Origin of the sequence: Mesorhizobium sp. M0598, from assembly GCF_040320865.1 — a bacterium.
In the GTDB taxonomy this organism is placed as follows: Bacteria; Pseudomonadota; Alphaproteobacteria; order Rhizobiales; family Rhizobiaceae; genus Mesorhizobium.
Map to the genome: position 1 here is coordinate 54,952 of NZ_JAMYQL010000032.1, position 17,821 is coordinate 72,772.

General features: G+C 62.8%; 20 protein-coding genes. 11 read left to right on the forward strand and 9 right to left on the reverse strand.

Going from position 1 to position 17,821, the window contains the following annotated elements; all coding sequences use genetic code 11:
* Positions 1-166 precede the first annotated feature (166 nt).
* Positions 167-1,177: an MBL fold metallo-hydrolase gene (locus tag NKI59_RS28070; protein ID WP_352707996.1), complete on the forward strand. Its 1,011-nt coding sequence runs from the start codon at positions 167-169 to the stop codon at positions 1,175-1,177.
* On the opposite strand, the gene NKI59_RS28075 is transcribed toward NKI59_RS28070, so the two are convergent.
* Complete coding sequence (locus tag NKI59_RS28075; protein WP_352707997.1) at positions 1,174-2,433, reverse strand: flavin-containing monooxygenase; 1,260 nt, start codon at positions 2,431-2,433, stop codon at positions 1,174-1,176. The two genes, NKI59_RS28070 and NKI59_RS28075, sit on opposite strands and share 4 nt — an antisense overlap.
* A gap of 238 nt (positions 2,434-2,671) precedes the next feature.
* Between NKI59_RS28075 and NKI59_RS28080 the strand changes: the two genes are divergently transcribed.
* From NKI59_RS28080 to NKI59_RS28110, 7 genes are all read left to right on the forward strand, one after another.
* Positions 2,672-2,833 (forward strand): DUF1328 domain-containing protein, encoded by a 162-nt coding sequence (locus NKI59_RS28080; protein WP_352456340.1) that lies wholly within the window; start codon positions 2,672-2,674, stop codon positions 2,831-2,833.
* A gap of 74 nt (positions 2,834-2,907) precedes the next feature.
* On the forward strand, positions 2,908-3,792 hold the full coding sequence (dapF, locus tag NKI59_RS28085; protein WP_352707999.1) for a diaminopimelate epimerase: 885 nt from the start codon (positions 2,908-2,910) through the stop codon (positions 3,790-3,792).
* Positions 3,792-5,093: a tRNA (N(6)-L-threonylcarbamoyladenosine(37)-C(2))-methylthiotransferase MtaB gene (mtaB, locus tag NKI59_RS28090; protein WP_031212717.1), complete on the forward strand. Its 1,302-nt coding sequence runs from the start codon at positions 3,792-3,794 to the stop codon at positions 5,091-5,093. Before dapF ends, mtaB begins: the two co-directional genes overlap by 1 nt.
* An 11-nt stretch (positions 5,094-5,104) precedes the next feature.
* Entirely contained in the window at positions 5,105-6,736 is a 1,632-nt protein-coding gene (gene ftsY, locus NKI59_RS28095) for a signal recognition particle-docking protein FtsY (RefSeq protein WP_352708000.1), read from the forward strand.
* Positions 6,737-6,797: 61 nt separating this feature from the next.
* The gene (locus NKI59_RS28100) at positions 6,798-7,463 is read left to right on the forward strand and encodes a septation protein A (RefSeq protein WP_023679806.1); all 666 of its coding nucleotides are present in this window, start codon (positions 6,798-6,800) and stop codon (positions 7,461-7,463) included.
* 90 nt (positions 7,464-7,553) lie between these two features.
* On the forward strand, positions 7,554-8,174 hold the full coding sequence (locus NKI59_RS28105; protein WP_352708001.1) for a pyridoxamine 5'-phosphate oxidase family protein: 621 nt from the start codon (positions 7,554-7,556) through the stop codon (positions 8,172-8,174).
* Positions 8,175-8,214: 40 nt separating this feature from the next.
* On the forward strand, positions 8,215-8,748 hold the full coding sequence (locus tag NKI59_RS28110; protein ID WP_352708012.1) for an NADPH-dependent FMN reductase: 534 nt from the start codon (positions 8,215-8,217) through the stop codon (positions 8,746-8,748).
* Between the two features lie 106 nt (positions 8,749-8,854).
* Here NKI59_RS28110 and NKI59_RS28115 read toward each other — a convergent pair whose 3' ends face one another.
* Both NKI59_RS28115 and NKI59_RS28120 read right to left on the reverse strand, forming a co-directional pair.
* Positions 8,855-9,064 carry a tautomerase family protein gene (locus NKI59_RS28115; RefSeq protein ID WP_352450186.1) on the reverse strand — a complete coding sequence of 70 codons (210 nt, stop codon included), beginning with the start codon at positions 9,062-9,064 and terminating at the stop codon, positions 8,855-8,857.
* 32 nt (positions 9,065-9,096) lie between these two features.
* On the reverse strand, positions 9,097-10,014 hold the full coding sequence (locus tag NKI59_RS28120) for an SMP-30/gluconolactonase/LRE family protein (RefSeq protein WP_352708002.1): 918 nt from the start codon (positions 10,012-10,014) through the stop codon (positions 9,097-9,099).
* A 264-nt stretch (positions 10,015-10,278) separates the two neighbouring features.
* Here NKI59_RS28120 and NKI59_RS28125 point away from each other — a divergent pair, with 264 nt between their 5' ends.
* Complete coding sequence (locus NKI59_RS28125) at positions 10,279-10,446, forward strand: hypothetical protein (protein WP_023721879.1); 168 nt, start codon at positions 10,279-10,281, stop codon at positions 10,444-10,446.
* Positions 10,447-10,534: 88 nt separating this feature from the next.
* On the opposite strand, the gene NKI59_RS28130 is transcribed toward NKI59_RS28125, so the two are convergent.
* The 5 genes from NKI59_RS28130 to ccmA form a co-directional block, all read right to left on the reverse strand.
* Positions 10,535-11,110 carry a DsbE family thiol:disulfide interchange protein gene (locus tag NKI59_RS28130; protein WP_352708003.1) on the reverse strand — a complete coding sequence of 192 codons (576 nt, stop codon included), beginning with the start codon at positions 11,108-11,110 and terminating at the stop codon, positions 10,535-10,537.
* Complete coding sequence (ccmD, locus tag NKI59_RS28135; RefSeq protein WP_352708004.1) at positions 11,107-11,274, reverse strand: heme exporter protein CcmD; 168 nt, start codon at positions 11,272-11,274, stop codon at positions 11,107-11,109. Before ccmD ends, NKI59_RS28130 begins: the two co-directional genes overlap by 4 nt.
* Before the next feature lie 102 nt (positions 11,275-11,376).
* A complete protein-coding gene (locus tag NKI59_RS28140) occupies positions 11,377-11,754 on the reverse strand; it encodes an Imm50 family immunity protein (protein WP_352708005.1) in 378 nt (125 codons plus the stop codon).
* Positions 11,754-12,419 carry a heme exporter protein CcmB gene (ccmB, locus tag NKI59_RS28145; protein ID WP_352470824.1) on the reverse strand — a complete coding sequence of 222 codons (666 nt, stop codon included), beginning with the start codon at positions 12,417-12,419 and terminating at the stop codon, positions 11,754-11,756. The genes NKI59_RS28140 and ccmB overlap by 1 nt, the downstream gene beginning before the upstream one ends.
* 37 nt (positions 12,420-12,456) lie before the next feature.
* Positions 12,457-13,056, reverse strand: coding sequence for a heme ABC exporter ATP-binding protein CcmA (gene ccmA / locus NKI59_RS28150; protein WP_352708007.1), 600 nt, complete (start codon positions 13,054-13,056; stop codon positions 12,457-12,459).
* Between the two features lie 282 nt (positions 13,057-13,338).
* On the opposite strand from ccmA, the gene acnA reads away from it, so the two are divergent.
* Entirely contained in the window at positions 13,339-16,029 is a 2,691-nt protein-coding gene (gene acnA / locus NKI59_RS28155; protein WP_352450191.1) for an aconitate hydratase AcnA, read from the forward strand.
* Between the two features lie 53 nt (positions 16,030-16,082).
* On the opposite strand, the gene NKI59_RS28160 is transcribed toward acnA, so the two are convergent.
* Positions 16,083-16,769 carry a ceramidase domain-containing protein gene (locus NKI59_RS28160; protein WP_352450192.1) on the reverse strand — a complete coding sequence of 229 codons (687 nt, stop codon included), beginning with the start codon at positions 16,767-16,769 and terminating at the stop codon, positions 16,083-16,085.
* 175 nt (positions 16,770-16,944) lie between these two features.
* Here NKI59_RS28160 and NKI59_RS28165 point away from each other — a divergent pair, with 175 nt between their 5' ends.
* Entirely contained in the window at positions 16,945-17,694 is a 750-nt protein-coding gene (locus tag NKI59_RS28165) for a DUF1223 domain-containing protein (RefSeq protein WP_352450193.1), read from the forward strand.
* Positions 17,695-17,821 lie beyond the last annotated feature (127 nt).

Below are 17,821 nucleotides of genomic sequence, written 5' to 3' on the forward strand. Positions count from 1 at the left end.
AATGCACATTGCCTGAATTGCGTTACGCCTTGGCCGTTTGGCCGACACCTCCGGTTGATTCGATACGGCGCGCTGGCGCCAAATCCTTGGCGTTCACCTCAAATGCTTGTGCGGGCCGGCTCCAGCATTATCTCTTGGGATCAGCAAACTGCAGGGAGCCGATTTCTTGGCCGCGAGAAAGAGAGCCGCCAACCGCTATTACAGCGGGCCGCCCAGCGATCATTTCGACGGCACCTTGTTCTTCAATCCCAACGGACGGCCGCCGGGTCGCTTTGCCGATCTGTTGAAATGGCAATTGAGCCGCGAGCGCTCGAAATGGCCGGCGGCGGATCCGAGCCCGTTTCCACCGGCAAGACCGGTCGAGCGCATCGATGGTTCTGCGCTGCGCCTCACCATGGTCGGTCATTCCTCGCTGCTCGTCCAGACAGCCGGCCTGAACATCCTGACCGACCCGGTCTGGTCGCGACGCGTCTCGCCGCTCTCCTTCGCCGGTCCGAAACGCGTCAATCCGCCGGGCATCGCCTTTTCGCATTTGCCGCCGATCGACCTCGTGCTGGTCAGCCACAACCATTACGACCATCTTGACCTCGCCACGCTGAAGCGCCTGAAGACAAGACACGACCCGCTGCTGCTGACGCCGCTCGGCAACGACACGATCATCGGCGCTGCCGTGCCCCGTATGCGGCTTTCCGCGCATGACTGGGGCGACCGGGTCGATATCGGCGATGGCGTCGCCGTCTATGTCGAGCCGGTGCACCACTGGTCGGCCCGCGGTACTCGCGACCGGCGCATGGCGCTGTGGGCGGGTTTCGTCGTCGAGACACCCGACGCAAAGATCTATTTCGCCGGCGATACCGGCTTCCACGGTGGCATCAATTACCGGCTGATGGCGCAAAAGCACGGCGGGTTCCGCCTCGCCATCCTGCCGATCGGCGCCTACGAGCCGCGCTGGTTCATGGCGCCACATCACCAGGATCCGGAGGAGGCGGTGCAAGGCATGCTTTTGTGCAACGCCGCCTATGCCGCCGGCTGTCACTGGGGCACGTTCCGGCTCACCAACGAGCCGATCGACGAGCCGCCCAGAAAGCTCGGCGAAGCGCTCGATGCTGCCGGCCTGCCGCGGCAACGTTTTCGCGCCTTGCGGCCGGGCGAAGTCTGGGACGTGCCGGCGGTCTAGCGCGGCGACCGGCCTGACGGCGCAGGCGAACCCAAGGCTTCCATACACCTGGCTATGTGGGCGGCGTCGCGGCCTACATATGAGAGAAGGCCGGAGCCAAAGGTGTGCATCCAATGGAGGCCAAGAAAATACAGGCCAGGAAAAGCCGTCACGCCACGCTGTTGAACGGGTGCACCGCGCGAACCGAAAATTGGCAAATCTATCCAGTTGTAGTCGAAGAGGTATCCCGTCCCCCAGATAACCGAGCTGACGTTCTCGCTGCTAATATCCATTGACCGGGCACCGCCGACTTCCGCCAGGATTGGGGTTACTGAGTGTTCATTGCCATCGCTGATATGGTCCGAGACTTCACGTTTCTCTGCCAACGCCTCCGCAGCGGAAACAAAATCGTCATAGGATTTGTCGGCTTCAGCTAATATCTGGGAGGCATCAGCGGCCACCAACAGTTTTCCATCGGCGCATCCGAGCACACGTCCCAGCACCGTTCCGCCATCGCGGGCAAAACGGCGGACGTTCATATCGTAACCGCCGTTGACACCGGTTACGACCGTCGAGGGGGGATACCGCTGCTCCGGGAAACTGTCGATGGTGATCTCGAAACGTCCCATTTTGTCGAACCACCACAAAACATCCTTGCCGCGATAGCGCCGAGGCACCTGACGATGGGGGCTGACCGAAAGATAGACATTGCGCCCGGATTGCTGGAGCTCATCGGCTATCTGGCTTCCAGATGCGCCGCTGCCCACCACCAGCACCGCTCCGGGGGGAAGTTCGTCGGGGCTGCGATAGTTCGAAGCGTGAACCTGGTAAACGGATCGAGGCAAATCCCTGGCGGCTGCCGGTACCATCGAACGCTGGAACGGGCCCGTCGCCACTACGACATTGCGGGCTCTCATGCTGCCGGTGTTTGTCTCCAATGCATAATCGCCGGTATCCCTGTGCCGGAGCCTCGTGACCTCGACACCCTGGCGAACCGGAGCTGCAATTTTGGCCGCATAGTGCTCGATGAATCGCGTGACAGCGGTGTGATGGGCGAACCCCTCCGGTTCGGGGCCCTGATAAGAAAGCCCAGGAAGCTCTATTGCCTGGTTGATGAATTGAAATCGGAGCGAATCCCAACGCTCCGTCCGCCAGCGTTCGGCAATACGAGCGCGTTCCAACACAACATGCTCACGTTCATGTTGTTGAAGATAGTAGCTCATGGCGAGCCCCGCCTGGCCGCCACCAATAATGATTGTGTCCCAACGCTCGGTCATTGGATATTTTACCAAGCCGTCGAGACTCAAATATGCAAGTCCCGACTTTCCTATCCGCCGGCCGCAGCTCATGTGCCAGCTAACACGTCGTTTGGATCATTCAATACTATGACACATTGCATCCGTAGCTGCATATCCCAGCCGGGTTCTCCGACCCGCCCCAGCCACCGCCGGCGGAACCCAAGGCCTCGCTGAAGCGTTTGTACGTGTTCAAACCTGTCGGCTGCGAGGTAATCTCATGATCAGGTGGATCATCATTCTTTTGATTGTCGCGGCCGCGGCGAGCCTGCTCGGCATGCCGGCTCTGGCCGGAGCCGCCGCCACCGGCGCCCGCATCCTCATCGGCATCGTGCTGATCATCTTCCTGCTGATCGTGCTTGGCGTATTCGCGGTGACCTGAAAATCACGCCGCGCTGGTAATTTCTGCCGCTATCCGCCATATAGGCGCCAAACCGGCAAGAGACCTTTCGATCGATGGCAAGCGCGGCCCCTTTCGCCAAGATGAACGGCATCGGCAACGAAATCATCGTTGCCGATATGCGTGGCCGTGCCGATCGCGTGACGCCTGCGGCAGCCGTCGCGCTTAATGCCGATGCGGCGACCAGGTTCGACCAGATCATGGCGATCCACGACCCCAGGACGCCGGGCACCGCCTTTTTCATCGACATCTTGAATTCCGACGGAACCAGCGCGCAAGCCTGCGGCAACGGCATGCGTTGTGTCGTCCAGGCGCTCGCCGCCGAGACCGGCCAGAAGACATTTGCCTTTGAAACAGTCGCCGGCATCCTCAATGCCGAGGAACATGCCGACGGAATGATCTCGGTCGACATGGGCAGGCCGCGCTTTGGCTGGCAGGACATCCCGCTGGCCGAGGAATTCCGCGACACCCGCATGATCGAGCTGCAGATCGGCCCGATCGATGCCCCGGTGCTGCATTCGCCGTCGGTCGTCTCGATGGGCAATCCGCACGCCATCTTCTGGGTCGACCGCGACGTCTGGTCGTACGAGCTCGAGCGCTTCGGCCCGCTGCTCGAAAACCACCCGATCTTCCCCGAGCGCGCCAACATCACCATCGCGCAGGTGACCTCGCCGGAGACCATGGCCATCCGCACCTGGGAGCGCGGCGCCGGCCTGACCAAGGCCTGCGGCACGGCTGCTTGCGCCGCTGTGGTCGCCGCGTCCCGCACCCGGCGTACCGGCCGCGGCGTCACGCTGATGACGCCCGGCGGCGGCTCGCTGCATGTTTTGTGGCGCGACGACGACCACGTCATCCTGACCGGTGCCGCCGAATGGGAATTTTCCGGCAGCTTCGATCCGTCGACCGGGGCGTGGGCGCGCGACACCGAAAGCGCCGCCTGATGGCTCCTCTTGGCAACAAGGGTATCGAGGTCGTCACCTTCGGCTGCCGGCTGAACACCTATGAATCCGAGGTGATGCGGCGTGAAGCCGAAAGTGCGGGCCTCGGCGGGCTCGAAGGCGGTGCCATCATCTTCAACACCTGCGCCGTCACCGGCGAGGCTGTACGCCAGGCCAAGCAGTCGATCAGAAAAGCCCGCCGTGAGAACCCGGCTGCCCGCATCATCGTTACCGGCTGCGCCGCGCAGACCGGCCCGCAGGATTTCGTCGCCATGGACGAGGTCGATCTCGTCCTCGGCAATGAGGAAAAGCTGAAGGCGCATTCCTATCGCGCGCTGCCGGATTTCGGCGTCAACGACACTGAGAAGGCGCGCGTCAACGATATCTTTTCGGTGCGCGAGACGGCCGCCCACATGGTCGACGCCATCGAGGGCCGGGCGCGCGCTTTTGTCCAGGTGCAGAACGGCTGCGACCACCGCTGTACCTTCTGCATCATTCCCTACGGTCGCGGCAATTCGCGCTCGGTGCCGATGGGCGCCGTGGTCGAGCAGATCAAGCGACTCGTCGGCAATGGTTATGCCGAGATCGTGCTGACGGGCGTCGACATGACCAGTTTTGGCGCCGATCTGCCGGGCGCCCCGAAGCTCGGCAAATTGGTCAAGACCATCCTGAAGCAGGTGCCAGACGTGAAACGCCTGCGGCTTTCCTCCATCGACTCGATCGAAGCCGACGACGATCTGCTGGACGCCATCGCCACCGAGCCGAGGCTGATGCCGCATCTGCATCTGTCGCTGCAATCGGGTGACGACATGATCCTGAAGCGGATGAAGCGCCGGCACAGCCGCGACCAGTCGATCCGCTTTTGCGAGGATGTGCGCAAACTGCGCCCCGGCATTGTTTTCGGCGCCGACATCATCGCCGGCTTCCCGACCGAGACGGACGCCATGTTCGAAAACTCGCTGGAGATCGTCGAGGAATGCGGCCTGACGCATCTCCACGTCTTCCCGTTTTCGCCGCGCCAGGGCACGCCCGCCGCGCGCATGCCGCAGCTCCGCCGCGACGTCGTCAAGCAACGCGCGGCACGCCTGCGCGCCGCCGGCGAGGCCGCCTATCGCCGCCATCTTGCCTCGCTCGCTGGAACGCATCAGTCGATCCTGGTCGAGCGTGACGGCCTTGGCCGCACCGAAGGGTTTACGCTGGCCGCGGTCTCTGCCGGCGCTCCGGGCGACATCGTCGAGGCTGATATCGCCGGCCATGACGGTATCCGACTGATCGCCGCGCCGCTTGCCGCCCGCGCCGCCTGAGAGCGCAAGACATGGCTGGTTTTTTCAAGAAGATATTTTCGTTCGGCAAGAAGGAAGTCGTCGAGGAGCGGCCCGACGAGACCGCACCGCTGCCGCCGATCAAATGGGACGAACTGGAGGCGCTGAAACCGGCCGCCGAGCAGGCCGTCCCGGAGTTTTTGAAACGCGAAGAGTCGCAACCCGAAGTCGAAGCCGTACCTCCACCGCCAGTCGAACCAGAGTTGCCTCCGGCACCCCAACCGGCGCCGGAATCGCAGAAGCCTGAGCCGCCGCCGACCGTTCCACCCGAGCCGGAAACGCCTGCTGAGGAACCGGAGGAGATCCGGGCCGAGCCGCAGCAGCCAGAAATCGTCCCCTCCCAGCCAGAACCTGCACCCGTCGAAGTGCCGGTAGTGCCCACCGAGGCTCCCTCAGCAGCGCCAGCGCGCGAAGTCCCTCCCGCCGAAATACCGCCCCCGATCCGCCAGCCAGCGCCGGCCGAGACGAAACCGATCTTGACCGAGATCGCGCCCGAACCGGAGGTCGTGCCGGCGCCCCACCCTCCCATCGAGGGGGAGGTAACGCCCGAGCCAGAAGCCGTTCCGCAACCAGCGCCGGAGCCAAAGCCCGAGCCAGAAGCCGTTCCGCAACCAGCGCCGGAGCCAAAGCCCGCCCCCGGCAAAGTCACCGTGACCAAGAAGGTCGAGCAGAAAGCCGAGCCGCAGAAGGCGCCCGAACCGGCGCCGAGGCGCTCCTGGTTCCAGCGCATGCGAGACGGGCTTGCCCGCTCTTCCAAGGAGTTGTCGGGCAACATCGCCGGCGTCTTCACCAAGCGGAAACTTGACGAGGACACGCTGCAGGAACTGGAGGATGTGCTGATCCGCGCCGATCTCGGCATGGAGACGGCTTTGCGCGTTACCGACGCGCTCTCCGCCAGCCGCTACGGCAAGGACGTCTCCGACACCGAAGTCCGGGCCATCATGGCGGCCGAGGTGGAGAAGGTGCTGACCCACGTCGCCATGCCGTTGGAGCTCGACCTCAGCCACAAGCCGCATGTCATCCTGGTGGTCGGCGTCAACGGCACCGGGAAGACCACGACCATCGGCAAGCTCGCGGCGAAGCTCACCGATGGCGGTCTCTCGGTGATGCTCGCCGCCGGCGACACCTTTCGCGCAGCCGCGATCGAGCAGCTGAAGATCTGGGGCGAGCGTACCAACTCGCCGGTCATTGCCTCGAAGCTCGGCGCCGATGCCGCCGGCCTCGCCTACGATGCATTCGAGCGCGCGAAGGAGGCCGGCTCCGACGTGCTGATCATCGACACCGCCGGGCGGCTGCAGAACAAGGCCGAACTAATGGCGGAACTGGAAAAGATCGTCCGGGTGCTGGGCAAGCTCGATCCGGAAGCGCCGCACACCGTGCTGCAGACGGTCGATGCCACCACCGGCCAGAATGCGCTCAACCAGGTCGAGATCTTCCGCAATGTCGCCGGCGTCAACGGCCTGGTGATGACCAAGCTGGACGGCACGGCGCGCGGCGGTATTCTGGTGGCGATCGCGGCAAAGCACAAATTGCCGGTCTATTTCATCGGCGTCGGCGAACAGGTCGACGACCTCGAACCCTTTTCCGCAAGCGAATTCGCCAGGGCGATCGCTGGCGTGGCTTGACGAGCATGATGCCGAAAAGTTGCAGGCTTTTTGGATTGAAATCATGCGTAAGAAGGATCTTATGAGCCCACCCATCCTCGAACGCGACCTGTCCGATCCACGCCGCAAGGCATTGAACCCCGGCCTGAAATTCCTGCTCGAGCTCGGGCCTGGTCTGGTGTTCTTTTTCACCACCATCCGCGGCGCGTGGCTTGTCGGGAAATTTCCGATCCTCGGCCATATCGGCGAGCCTATCCTGATTGCCACAGCGTTCTTTATGGTGGCAACGGCGCTGTCGCTCAGCGTTTCGTGGATCTTGACGCGCAGCTGGCCGATCATGCCGCTGGTCTCGGCCATCGTGGTGTTTGTGTTTGGCGCACTGGCGCTGTGGCTGCAGGACAAGACCTTCGCTTTCATGAAGCCGACAATCATCAACAGCCTGTTCGGCATCACGTTGCTTGGCGGGTTGGCGTTTGGCAGATCGCTGTTGGGCTATGTCTTTGATTCCGCCTTCAATCTCGACGCCGAAGGCTGGCGCAAGCTCACTTTCCGATGGGGGCTCTTCTTCCTTTTTCTGGCTGCGCTGAACGAGGTCGTGTGGCGCAACTTTTCTGAGGAAGCCTGGCTTTATTTCAAGGTCTGGGGCACGATTCCCATTACCCTTGTCTTCACGTTAAGCCAAATGCCGTTGATCCTGCGCCATTCGCTCGAGGACAAGACCGGCAAGGAAGAGAAGGCCGGCAAATAGAGCAATTCCAGGAAAGTGTGTAGCGATTTTCCCGGGAAAAGCGCGTAGCGCTTTCCCTAGGGAATTGCGTCAGAATAAGAGGAGAGGGGCATGGAATTCATCACCACACGCGACGAGTTGAGGACGATCTACAAGACGCCTCGGCCGACTGACGGCTCGATCCGCAAGGAACTGAAGGCATTGGACGGCCACTGCCGTTCCTTCATCGGCAAGAGCCCTTTCGTGCTGATCGGCTCGTCCGACGGCGCCGGCAATGCCGATGTGACGCCCAAGGGCGACAGGCCGGGCTTCGTAACAGTGCTCGACGAGAGGACCATCGCCATCCCCGACCGGCCCGGCAACAATCGGCTCGACACGCTGGAGAACATCCTTCTCAATCCCTCGATCGGGCTGCTCTTCCTCGTTCCCGGCATGAACGAAACGCTGCGTGTCAATGGCGATGCCCGCATCACCGTCGATGCGGCGTTGCGTGAGCGGCTGGCGGTCGACGGCAAGGCACCGCAAAGCGTCGTCGTGGTGACGGTCAAGGCCGCCTACATGCATTGCGCCAAGGCCTTCATGCGCTCCGAACTGTGGAAGCCGGAGAGCTGGTACGACCGCGCGACGCTGCCGACGCTCGGCCAGATCCTGCGCGACCAGCTGGCGCTCGCCGATTCGGCCGAGGCGACCGACCGCTGGCTGGACGAGGAATACAGGGAGACCATGTGGTAGCGTGATCGGCAACGAATCGCCCAAGCCGGTCTCCATTCCTTTGCTGAACATCCTCGCCATCTCCGGCAGCCTGCGCGCCGCCTCGACCAATTCCGCCCTGGTCGCGGCACTCGCGCAAAACGCGCCGCCGGACTGTCACGTCTCCGTCTACGATGGGCTTGGGCGGCTGCCGATTTTCAACCCCGACGACGAAGGCGAGCGGACGCCGCCGCAAGCAGCAGTGCTGATCGATGCGGTCACCGCCGCTGACGGCGTCATCGTCTCCTGCCCGGAATATGCCCACGGTGTGCCAGGCGGCCTGAAGAACGCGCTTGACTGGCTGGTGTCGCGCGATGCCGCCGTTGGCAAGCCAGCCATGCTGGTGCATGCCTCGCCGCGCTCGCTGTTTGCCCGCGCCGCACTGGTCGAGATCATGCGGACAATGTCTTTCGCGCTCCATGCGGAAGCAGCGCTCGAAATAGCGCTGCTCGGCAAGAAGCTGCTGGAGGTGGAGGATATCTTATCGCAGCCGGAAAACCGGCTGACGATGCGCGATGCCCTATCCGCCTTCGCGGAGTTCATCCGCTCGCGGTGAACGCCGGACCGTGCTTTCGTCATCCCAGGGTCTCCGCGACGGAGCTTCGCTCCTGCTCCGCCCTGGCATGACGACGCTAGGAGCTGCGGCCAATCTGTGCCGGGAACTATCCCTTGCCCCTCCGCGTCTCGACGTCGGTCTGGCCGACGAACCAGTCGCGGGCAGCGACCTCCTCGAAGACTATCCAGACATCATTGTTGGTCAGGCCGGTGACGCCGGTGATGGCCGCCGTCACCTGGGCGGCGATCGCGGCCTTTTTGCCGGCCGGGTCATCGGCAATCACCTCCTTGACCAGGCGGATATTCACGAATGGCATGGTTCCCTCCCTTGCATATGCTTGGCGGCCGCTCAGTAGGTTTTGGCGCCGTTGACCATGAGCCGGACCATGTAGAGGGATGTGGTGCCGGCGATGTAGAGGCAGTTCAGCTTGTTGCCGCCGAACACGCAATTGGCGACGACTTCCGGTACCTTGACCTTGCCGATCAGCGTCCCGTCCGGATCGTAGCAATGGACCCCGTCGGCGGCACTGGTCCAGATGCGGCCGTCCGCATCCAGCCTGAAACCGTCGAACAGGCCGGCGGTGCAGTCGGCAAAGACCTTTTCGCCTGAAACCGTCTTGCCGCCCTGGCCGACATCCAACACCCGGATGTGGGCCGGGTTTTGCGCGCCGTGCGTGCGGCCGGTATCGGCAACATAGAGCTTGCTCTCGTCGAGGGAGAAGGCGAGCCCGTTGGGCCTGACCATGTCGGTGATCACGGCCTCGGTCTCGCCGGTGCCGGGATCGACCCGGTAGACATGGCAGGCGCCGATCTCGCTTTCGGCCTTGTCGCCCTCGTAATCGGTATCGATGCCGTAGCTCGGGTCGGTGAACCAGATCGAGCCGTCGGACTTGACCACGGCGTCATTGGGCGAGTTCAGCCGCTTGCCGCGCCATTTGTCGGCGATGGTGACTACCGACCCGTCATGCTCGGTGCGGCTGACGCGGCGGCCGGAATGCTCGCAAGTAACCAGCCGTCCTTGGCGGTCGACCGTGTTGCCATTGGAATTGCCGGACGGCTGACGGAACACGCTGACGCTGCCGTCGGTCTCGTCGTAACGCAGCATGCGATTGTTCGGGATGTCGGACCAGACCACATAGCGCCCGGCCGCGAACCAGGCCGGTCCTTCCGCCCATCGGCAGCCGGTAAACAGCCTGTCGACCTGTGCATTGCCGTTGAACAGCCGCGAAAAGCGCGGATCGAGAACTTCGTAGAATTCGCTGGCCATGGTTCCTCCCGGTAGCAGTCGCTTGGCAAGGCGCGATCAAGCCAGCCCACGATCGATATGGCAAGATCGATGATGCGTCAGAAGCATTATGGAAGCGAATGCTGGCCCGGACGGCAGGTCACATCCCGTTAACCGGCTATGCGCCCAGCGCAATGGTGCGTTGCAACATCTTATTTTTGCAATGCACCATAACTATGTCATGCTCCGTATCGATCAAGGGAGGAACAACTGGCCGCGAAACGCGGCGCAAAAAGGAAACTCGCTATGATCATAGACAGCCTCATGAGCCGCGCTCGCGCCAGCATCGCCAAGCGCCGGCATTACAACCGCCTCGTCGCCGAAATCGACAGCTTCAGCAGCCGTGACCTCGCCGACATGCGCGCCGACCGCAGCGAAATGCTCTACCAGGTCCACAAGCAGATCTACGGCTGAATCTTCGGTCGACCTATCACGTTCGTCATCCTTGGGCGTAGCGACGCAAAGCGGAGCAAAGACCCCAGCATGACGAAACGGCGGGCCATCAGCTCGGCATGGCCAGCGCCTTCTCGATTTCGGGTAACAGCAGCGTCCGCGCCGAGTCCGGCGTCAGCGGCCCTACATGCTTATAGGCGATCTTGCCATCCTTGCCGATGACGAAGGTCTCCGGCACGCCGTAGACACCCCAGTCGATCGCCGTGCGTCCGGCCTGGTCGACGCCGATCGCCTGGAATGGGTTGCCGAGATCGCCAAGGAACCGACGGGCGTTTTCCGGCTGGTCCTTGTAGTTCAGCGCGGCCATGACGAAGCGTCTGTCCTGCGACAGCGCCAGCAGCACCGGATGCTCTTCGCGGCACGGCGCGCACCAGGACGCGAAGACGTTGACCAGCGTCACCTTGCCGGCGAACTGTTTTGAATCGAGGCCCGGCAAATTGGTGCCTTCGAGCGCCGGCAGGTTGGTCTGCGGCGCCGGCAGGCCGATCAGCGCCGACGGCACTTCCGACACGTCGCGCCCGGACAAAAGCTGCGCCAGGAACAATCCCGCCAGCCCGAGAAAGACCAGCAGCGGCAGCAGCACGATCAGGCGGCGGCGCGCCGGTGTTTGGGTTTCCGTGCTCATGATTTTACTGCCTTATCGGAGCGCCGGAGCACGCCGGATGCCTCCAGCTCGGCAAGCTCTCGCTTGCGGCCGCGCTGGTCGAGCAGAATCCAGCCGATCAGCCCGCCCAGCACCGCGGCTGTGATCGCATAGGCGGCGGTGACATAAAGGGCGTGAACGCTCATTTTCCCGATCCAAGGCTTCTCACGGCGGAATTCATAGCCTCACCGGCTGTTTGTCGCAATGAACGGGTCTGCGGCAGATTTGCGGTTATCGCAAGCCGAAGGTCAGTGCGAACGCAAAACACCTGATATGTTTTTGATACGCATGTATTGGCACGTCAGAGACAGCCTGACAGCCCCTTCGCAGGTAAGCAGGATTCTACCGGCGTCATCCCACATCCTGATTGCACTCCAGCCATGGCTCCGGAACTTGCGAAGGCTAATCGATTCGACCGCGATGAACTCAAGCCCGAAAGACACGGCATTGAACGCCGCCCATTTGGCGGGGGGCCGGTAGGGGAGGACGGTCGAGATGAAGGAAAGGTACATGCTAGGCCCGTCACGATTGATTTCGACCTTGGTGACCTCGACGGAAGACAGGTCCGGATAGTTGCCGTAGATTGTCTGGAGAAAGATCGGGTTCTCTATGCGCAGCGGCCACATCAATCCGTTCCGTGCCGAAGCGCCAGCGCCGCTGCCACCGGCCCGAGCACCGCGAGGAACAGGGTCAGCGCGGCAAGAATGAGGAAGGGCTGCAGAAAAGGATCGGGGTTCGCCACCGCGCCATAGCTTGCCGATACGCCGAAGATCAGCACGGGAATGGTCAGCGGCAGCACCAGCACCGAGATCAGCAGGCCCCCGCGCGGCAGCGCCACCGCCACCGCGGCACCGGCGGCACCGATGAAGGTGATCGCCGGCGTGCCGACCAGAAGCGTCAGCGCCGTCGCACCGATGCCGATGGGCTCCATGTTCATGAACAGGCCGAGCAAGGGAGCGGCAATGACCAGCGGCAGCACGCTTCCCGCCCAATGCGCCAGGCATTTCGTCAGAACGGTCAAGGCTAGCATGTGCCGGTCGTTGCCAAGCACGAGAAGATCGAGCGAGCCGTCCTCGCGGTCGGCCTGGAACAGCCGGTCGAGGCCGAGCAGGCAGGCCAGCAAGGCGGCGATCCACAGGATCGCCGGGCCGATGCGGGCCAGCAACTTCAGCTCGGGACCGACGCCGAAGGGGATGGTCGCGATAACGGCGAGAAAGAAAATCACGCCGGTAAGCGCGCCGCCGCCGGCGCGGATACTCAGGCGGATGTCGCGCAGGAAGAGGGCTAGCATAATGTGAGATGCTTTCGCCTGTGAAGGAATGCCAACATCAGCCGGTCATCCTCAATTCCTTTCCCTCGATCCCCAGCGGCAAATGCGTCGCCGCAACCATGATTCCCCCACTCTCGAGGTGCTTCCCCATCAATTCGCCGAATCTCTCCTCCGAAGCCTTGTCCAGCCCTGCCGTCGGCTCATCGAGCAGCCACAACGGCCGGTGGCTGACCAGCAGTTTTGCAATCGCCGCGCGGCGGCGTTGCCCGGTCGAGAGGTAGCCGAACGGCAAATGGCCGATACCGCCCAGCCCGACGGTTTCCAGCGCCTCTTCAACACCCGCGGAACCGGCGCCCGAAAAATCGCGCCAGAAGCGCAGGTTTTCCGTAACGCTCAGCGCCGTCTTCATCGCGTTGAGGTGGCCGAGATAGTGACACGCCGAGGCGGCCGACGGAAAGTCCTCGCCACCACCTTCGAACCGCACACGGCCTGCCGCCACCGGCAACAGTCCGGCGACGATCCTGAGCAGCGTCGATTTGCCGGCGCCGTTCGGCCCGGTGACGACCAGCGCCTGGCCATCCCCCAGCGCGAATTCGATGCCGGAAAAGACCGTCTCGCCGCCGCGTTCGCCGCCAAGATTTTCGGCGATCAGCCGCATCCGTTCCCCTTCGCCGAAAGTTCAGGCGCGGCTTCGGTGCGCCGCAGCAAAAATGGCAATTCCGTGTCTAGAACTATTCCAGAAAATTCTCTATATCCGCATCATCCGTGCCAGCGGTCGGCACGGGAACCGAATTTGCGCCGAACCAGCGCGCGTGCCGCCTTGAACGGCCCGGACGCTTGGGAACGGATAGCGGAAATGGCCGTACCCGCACCTTTGCGCGTGATTTGCATGCCCACTGGCGTCCGTTCCCTTCCGGCAACCGACAGTTAGGGATCGCACGTGTCCAAATCACTCGACAGCTTCAATTGCCGCCGCACGCTGACCGCCAGCGGCACCGAGTACATCTACTATGACCTTGTCGAGGCCGAAAAGAACGGCCTCACCGGTATTGCCCAATTGCCCTATTCGATGAAGGTGCTGCTGGAGAATCTGCTGCGCAACGAGGACGGCCGTTCCGTTACCAAGGAGAGCATCCAGGCGGTCGCCGGCTGGCTGACTGACCGGGGCACCGCCGGCGTCGAGATCGCCTATCGCCCGGCTCGCGTGCTGATGCAGGATTTCACCGGCGTTCCAGCCGTGGTCGACCTTGCCGCCATGCGCGACGCCATGGCCTCGCTCGGCGGCGACCCGCAAAAGATCAATCCGCTGGTGCCGGTCGATCTAGTCATCGACCACTCGGTCATCGTCGACGAATTCGGCACGCCACTGGCTTTCGCCCGCAATGTCGAGCTTGAATATGAGCGCAACGAGGAACGCTACAAATTCCTGAAATGGGGCCAGCAGGCGTTCCGCAATTTCCGCGTCGTGCCGCCCGGCACTGGCATCTGCCATCAGGTCAATCTCGAATATCTCGGTCAGGTCGTGTGGACCAACAGCGAAGACGGCGAGACCACCGCCTATCCCGACACCTGCGTCGGCACCGATTCACATACCACGATGATCAACGGCCTCGGCGTTCTCGGCTGGGGCGTCGGCGGCATCGAGGCGGAGGCCGCGATGCTTGGCCAGCCGGTCTCCATGCTGCTGCCTGAAGTCATCGGCTTCCGGCTCACCGGCAGGCTGAGGGAAGGCGTCACCGCCACCGACCTGGTGCTCACCGTCACCCAGATGCTGCGCAAGAAGGGCGTCGTCGGCAAGTTCGTCGAATTCTTCGGGCCGGGCCTGTCCAACATGACGCTGGCCGACCGCGCCACCATCGGCAACATGGCGCCGGAATATGGCGCCACCTGCGGCTTCTTCCCGGTCGACAGCGAAACCATCCGCTATCTCACAATGTCCGGTCGCGACGAAAGCCGCATCGCCCTGGTCGAGGCTTATTCTAAGGCGCAAGGCTTGTGGCGCGATGCCGGCTCGGCCGATCCGGTCTTCACCGACCTGCTGGAGCTCGATCTCGGCAGTGTCGTCCCGTCGATGGCCGGCCCGAAGCGGCCGGAAGGCCGGGTCGCACTTGAAGACATTCCGGCCGGCTTCGCCAAGGCCATGGAGTCCGAATACAAGAAGGCCGCCGAAATCGACAAGCGCTATGCCGTCGAGGGCACGAACTACGATCTTGGCCATGGCGATGTGGTCATCGCCGCCATCACCTCCTGCACCAACACCTCGAACCCGAGCGTGCTGATCGGCGCCGGGCTGTTGGCGCGCAATGCCAACCGGCTCGGCCTCAAGCAGAAGCCGTGGGTCAAGACCTCATTGGCGCCGGGCAGCCAGGTCGTCGCCGAATATCTCGAGAAATCCGGCCTGCAGAAGGAGCTCGACCAGATCGGCTTCAACCTGGTCGGCTTCGGCTGCACCACCTGCATCGGCAATTCCGGCCCGTTGCCGGCGCCGATCTCCAAGACCATCAACGATAAGGGCTTGATTGCTGCGGCAGTTTTGTCCGGCAACCGCAATTTCGAAGGCCGCGTCTCGCCCGACGTGCAGGCGAACTATCTCGCCTCGCCGCCGCTGGTCGTCGCCCACGCGCTGGCCGGGACGGTGACCAAAGATCTGACCACCGAGCCGCTCGGCGACGATCGCAACGGCAGTCCGATCTATCTCAAAGACATCTGGCCAAGTTCGGTCGAGATCCAAGAATTCATCGAGAAGAACGTCACGCGCGAATTGTTCGCCCGCAAATATGCCGACGTCTTCAAGGGCGACGAGTACTGGCAGAACGTCAAGGCGCCGGAAGGCCAGACCTATGCCTGGGACGACAATTCGACCTATGTGCAGAACCCGCCCTATTTCGCCGGCATGAAGTCAGGCTTCGGCAAGATCGGCGATATCAAGGGCGCGCGTGTGCTCGGTCTGTTCGGCGACAAGATCACCACCGACCACATTTCGCCGGCCGGTTCGATCAAGGCGGCCTCGCCGGCCGGCAAGTATCTCACCGACCACGGCGTCGGCGTCGCCGATTTCAACCAGTACGGCACGCGCCGCGGCAATCATGAGGTGATGATGCGCGGCACCTTCGCCAATATCCGCATCCGCAACCATATGCTGGGCGAGAACGGCCGCGAGGGCGGCTACACCATCCATTACCCCTCGAAAGAAGAGGAATCGATCTACGACGCCGCGATGCGCTACAAGAAGGAAGGCGTGCCGCTGGTCATCTTCGCCGGCGTCGAATATGGCAACGGCTCGTCGCGTGACTGGGCGGCCAAGGGCACCAATTTGCTGGGCGTCCGCGCGGTCATCGCCCAGTCCTTCGAGCGCATCCACCGCTCCAATTTGGTCGGCATGGGCGTGATCCCCTTCGTCTTCGAGGAAGGCACCTCATGGGCCTCGCTCAACCTCAAGGGCGACGAACTGGTCGAGATCGACGGACTGAGCAACATCAAGCCGCGGCAGAAGATGATCGCCAGGATCACCTACGGCGACGGCAGCGTCAAAGAGGTTCCGATCATCTGCCGCATCGATACGCTGGACGAGCTCGACTACTTCAAGAATGGGGGCATCCTGCAATACGTGCTGCGCGATCTGGCCGCTTAAGGGAGTAGGGCAATAAGGGAGTAGGGCAGTAGGGTGAAGCAAAGAGAAGCGACTTATTCCCCTACTGCCCTACTGCCCTGTCTTGGCTTGCCAAACCGCGCTGTCGCCGCCAGCAGCACGCCGAGCATCAGCCCGTTGAATATGTGCCACAGGAAATGCGTGCCGAGCGGAAAGCCGCCGCAGACCAGCGGATCGATCATCCTGCAGATGACCGACACGACGAAGATCGCCGAACCCGCCAGATTGTACCAGCCGGCGCGATTGCCGCTGGCCGCCACCCAGGCGCCGAAGAAGGCGAGCGCCAGAAACGGAGGCAGATAGCCGGTCGTCCCGTTCGACGCCTGGCGCAGCCAGTCGGGCACGGCAAAGGTCACCAGCCCGGCAACGGCGTAAAAGGCGACGAAGATGGCGATCGCCCTGCCCCATTTCATGCCGAGAAAACGTCGCAGGTTGAACAGCGTGTAGGCCAGCGTGAACCCTGCAATGGGCAGCACGTCGGCCAGGATCATTGCCCTTGTGGCAAAGGTATGGAACAGCGACGAGCCGATGCCGATCGCCACCACCCACCAGGCCAGCACTTCGGCGAAGGTGCCGGTGCCGCGCTTGCGCACCTGCCAGACACCCCATAGCCCGGCGGCAAAAAAAGCCAGATTGCTCAGCGCATTGAGCGGTTCGGCCCAGAATTCCGGCCCCGTCCGTTCGCAATAGAGGTCGACCGGCGCCAGGAGAGATTGCCACATGCTGATTGCCGCCCGAATCGCTTCCATCGTGAAGTGCAAGTCCACCTATTGCGCCCTTGCCAGCGGTTGCAACGGCAAAATTTCACCGCAACGTGACTTCCCGTTGACTGCCGCTTCTGCCACATATTTCGACAACCAGAACAAAGCCGGCGTCACCGGCGGGATCGGAACGGCCATGCCATCTCGAAGACCATTGCGGCTTGCGGCCCTTGCGCTGGCCCTCTCGGCGTTTGCCGGCAGGGCCCTTGCCGAGCCAACCGACAAGCCATTAGGCGTCGTCGAGCTCTTCACCAGCCAGGGATGCAACTCCTGTCCGCCGGCCGACGAATTCTTCGCCGAGCTTGCCGCCAAGGAGGACATCGTCGCGCTCGCCTATCATGTCGATTATTGGGATTACCTCGGCTGGCAGGACACGCTGAGCCGCAAGGAAAATACCGAGCGGCAATACGAGTATATGCGCGCCTTCGGCAGTCGTTCCGTCTACACCCCGCAAGCCGTCATAAACGGCCGCAGCCATGTCAACGGCGCCAGCCGCGAGGAAGTCGACGGCGCGCTGGCCCGCATGGAGAGGGTCGGCGAAGGCATGCGCGTCGGCATCAAGGTCAGCCGGACCAGCGATCGCGTCATGATCGATGCCGGCGACGCCGTTAGCGGCCCCACCGACGCGCATGTCGTCATCGTCTATTTCAACCCGCCACAGACGATAAAGATCGGCAAGGGCGAAAACAGCGGCCGCAGCATGACCTACTGGAACGCCGTCTCCACCATCCAGACCGCCGGCATGTGGCACGGCAAGGCGCAGCGCTACGAACTGCCGATGAGCGAGATCGCCAAGAAGGGCGGCTGCGCCGTGCTGCTGCAGTCGGTCGGCAAGGACGGCATGCCCGGTCCGATCCTGGGTGCAGCCTTTATCCGCAAGCCTTAAGCGGGGACCTCTCCTTCTCCCCTTTGTTTGGACTGGGGACATCGCGAACAGATGTGCGAGGACATCGCGAACAGTTTTGCATGCTATCGCGCCAGGACATTGAGGTCGATGGTTTCTATTTTCTGAT

Excerpts from the sequence above, each read along its gene's own strand:
- ccmB (WP_352470824.1), bottom strand. The coding sequence starts at position 12,419 with ATGCTAGCCCTCTTCCTGCGCGACATCCGCCTGAGTATCCGCGCCGGC.
- ccmA (WP_352708007.1), bottom strand. The coding sequence starts at position 13,056 with ATGCGGCTGATCGCCGAAAATCTTGGCGGCGAACGCGGCGGCGAGACG.
- NKI59_RS28075 (WP_352707997.1), bottom strand. The coding sequence starts at position 2,433 with ATGACCGAGCGTTGGGACACAATCATTATTGGTGGCGGCCAGGCGGGG.
- NKI59_RS28140 (WP_352708005.1), bottom strand. The coding sequence starts at position 11,754 with ATGTGGCCGCTGCGCATAGAGAACCCGATCTTTCTCCAGACAATCTAC.
- NKI59_RS28125 (WP_023721879.1), top strand. The coding sequence starts at position 10,279 with ATGATCATAGACAGCCTCATGAGCCGCGCTCGCGCCAGCATCGCCAAG.
- NKI59_RS28100 (WP_023679806.1), top strand. The coding sequence starts at position 6,798 with ATGAGCCCACCCATCCTCGAACGCGACCTGTCCGATCCACGCCGCAAG.
- mtaB (WP_031212717.1), top strand. The coding sequence starts at position 3,792 with ATGGCTCCTCTTGGCAACAAGGGTATCGAGGTCGTCACCTTCGGCTGC.
- ccmD (WP_352708004.1), bottom strand. The coding sequence starts at position 11,274 with ATGAGCGTTCACGCCCTTTATGTCACCGCCGCCTATGCGATCACAGCC.
- NKI59_RS28165 (WP_352450193.1), top strand. The coding sequence starts at position 16,945 with ATGCCATCTCGAAGACCATTGCGGCTTGCGGCCCTTGCGCTGGCCCTC.
- NKI59_RS28120 (WP_352708002.1), bottom strand. The coding sequence starts at position 10,014 with ATGGCCAGCGAATTCTACGAAGTTCTCGATCCGCGCTTTTCGCGGCTG.
- dapF (WP_352707999.1), top strand. The coding sequence starts at position 2,908 with ATGGCAAGCGCGGCCCCTTTCGCCAAGATGAACGGCATCGGCAACGAA.
- NKI59_RS28080 (WP_352456340.1), top strand. The coding sequence starts at position 2,672 with ATGATCAGGTGGATCATCATTCTTTTGATTGTCGCGGCCGCGGCGAGC.
- NKI59_RS28115 (WP_352450186.1), bottom strand. The coding sequence starts at position 9,064 with ATGCCATTCGTGAATATCCGCCTGGTCAAGGAGGTGATTGCCGATGAC.
- NKI59_RS28130 (WP_352708003.1), bottom strand. The coding sequence starts at position 11,110 with ATGAGCACGGAAACCCAAACACCGGCGCGCCGCCGCCTGATCGTGCTG.
- NKI59_RS28105 (WP_352708001.1), top strand. The coding sequence starts at position 7,554 with ATGGAATTCATCACCACACGCGACGAGTTGAGGACGATCTACAAGACG.
- NKI59_RS28160 (WP_352450192.1), bottom strand. The coding sequence starts at position 16,769 with ATGTGGCAATCTCTCCTGGCGCCGGTCGACCTCTATTGCGAACGGACG.
- ftsY (WP_352708000.1), top strand. The coding sequence starts at position 5,105 with ATGGCTGGTTTTTTCAAGAAGATATTTTCGTTCGGCAAGAAGGAAGTC.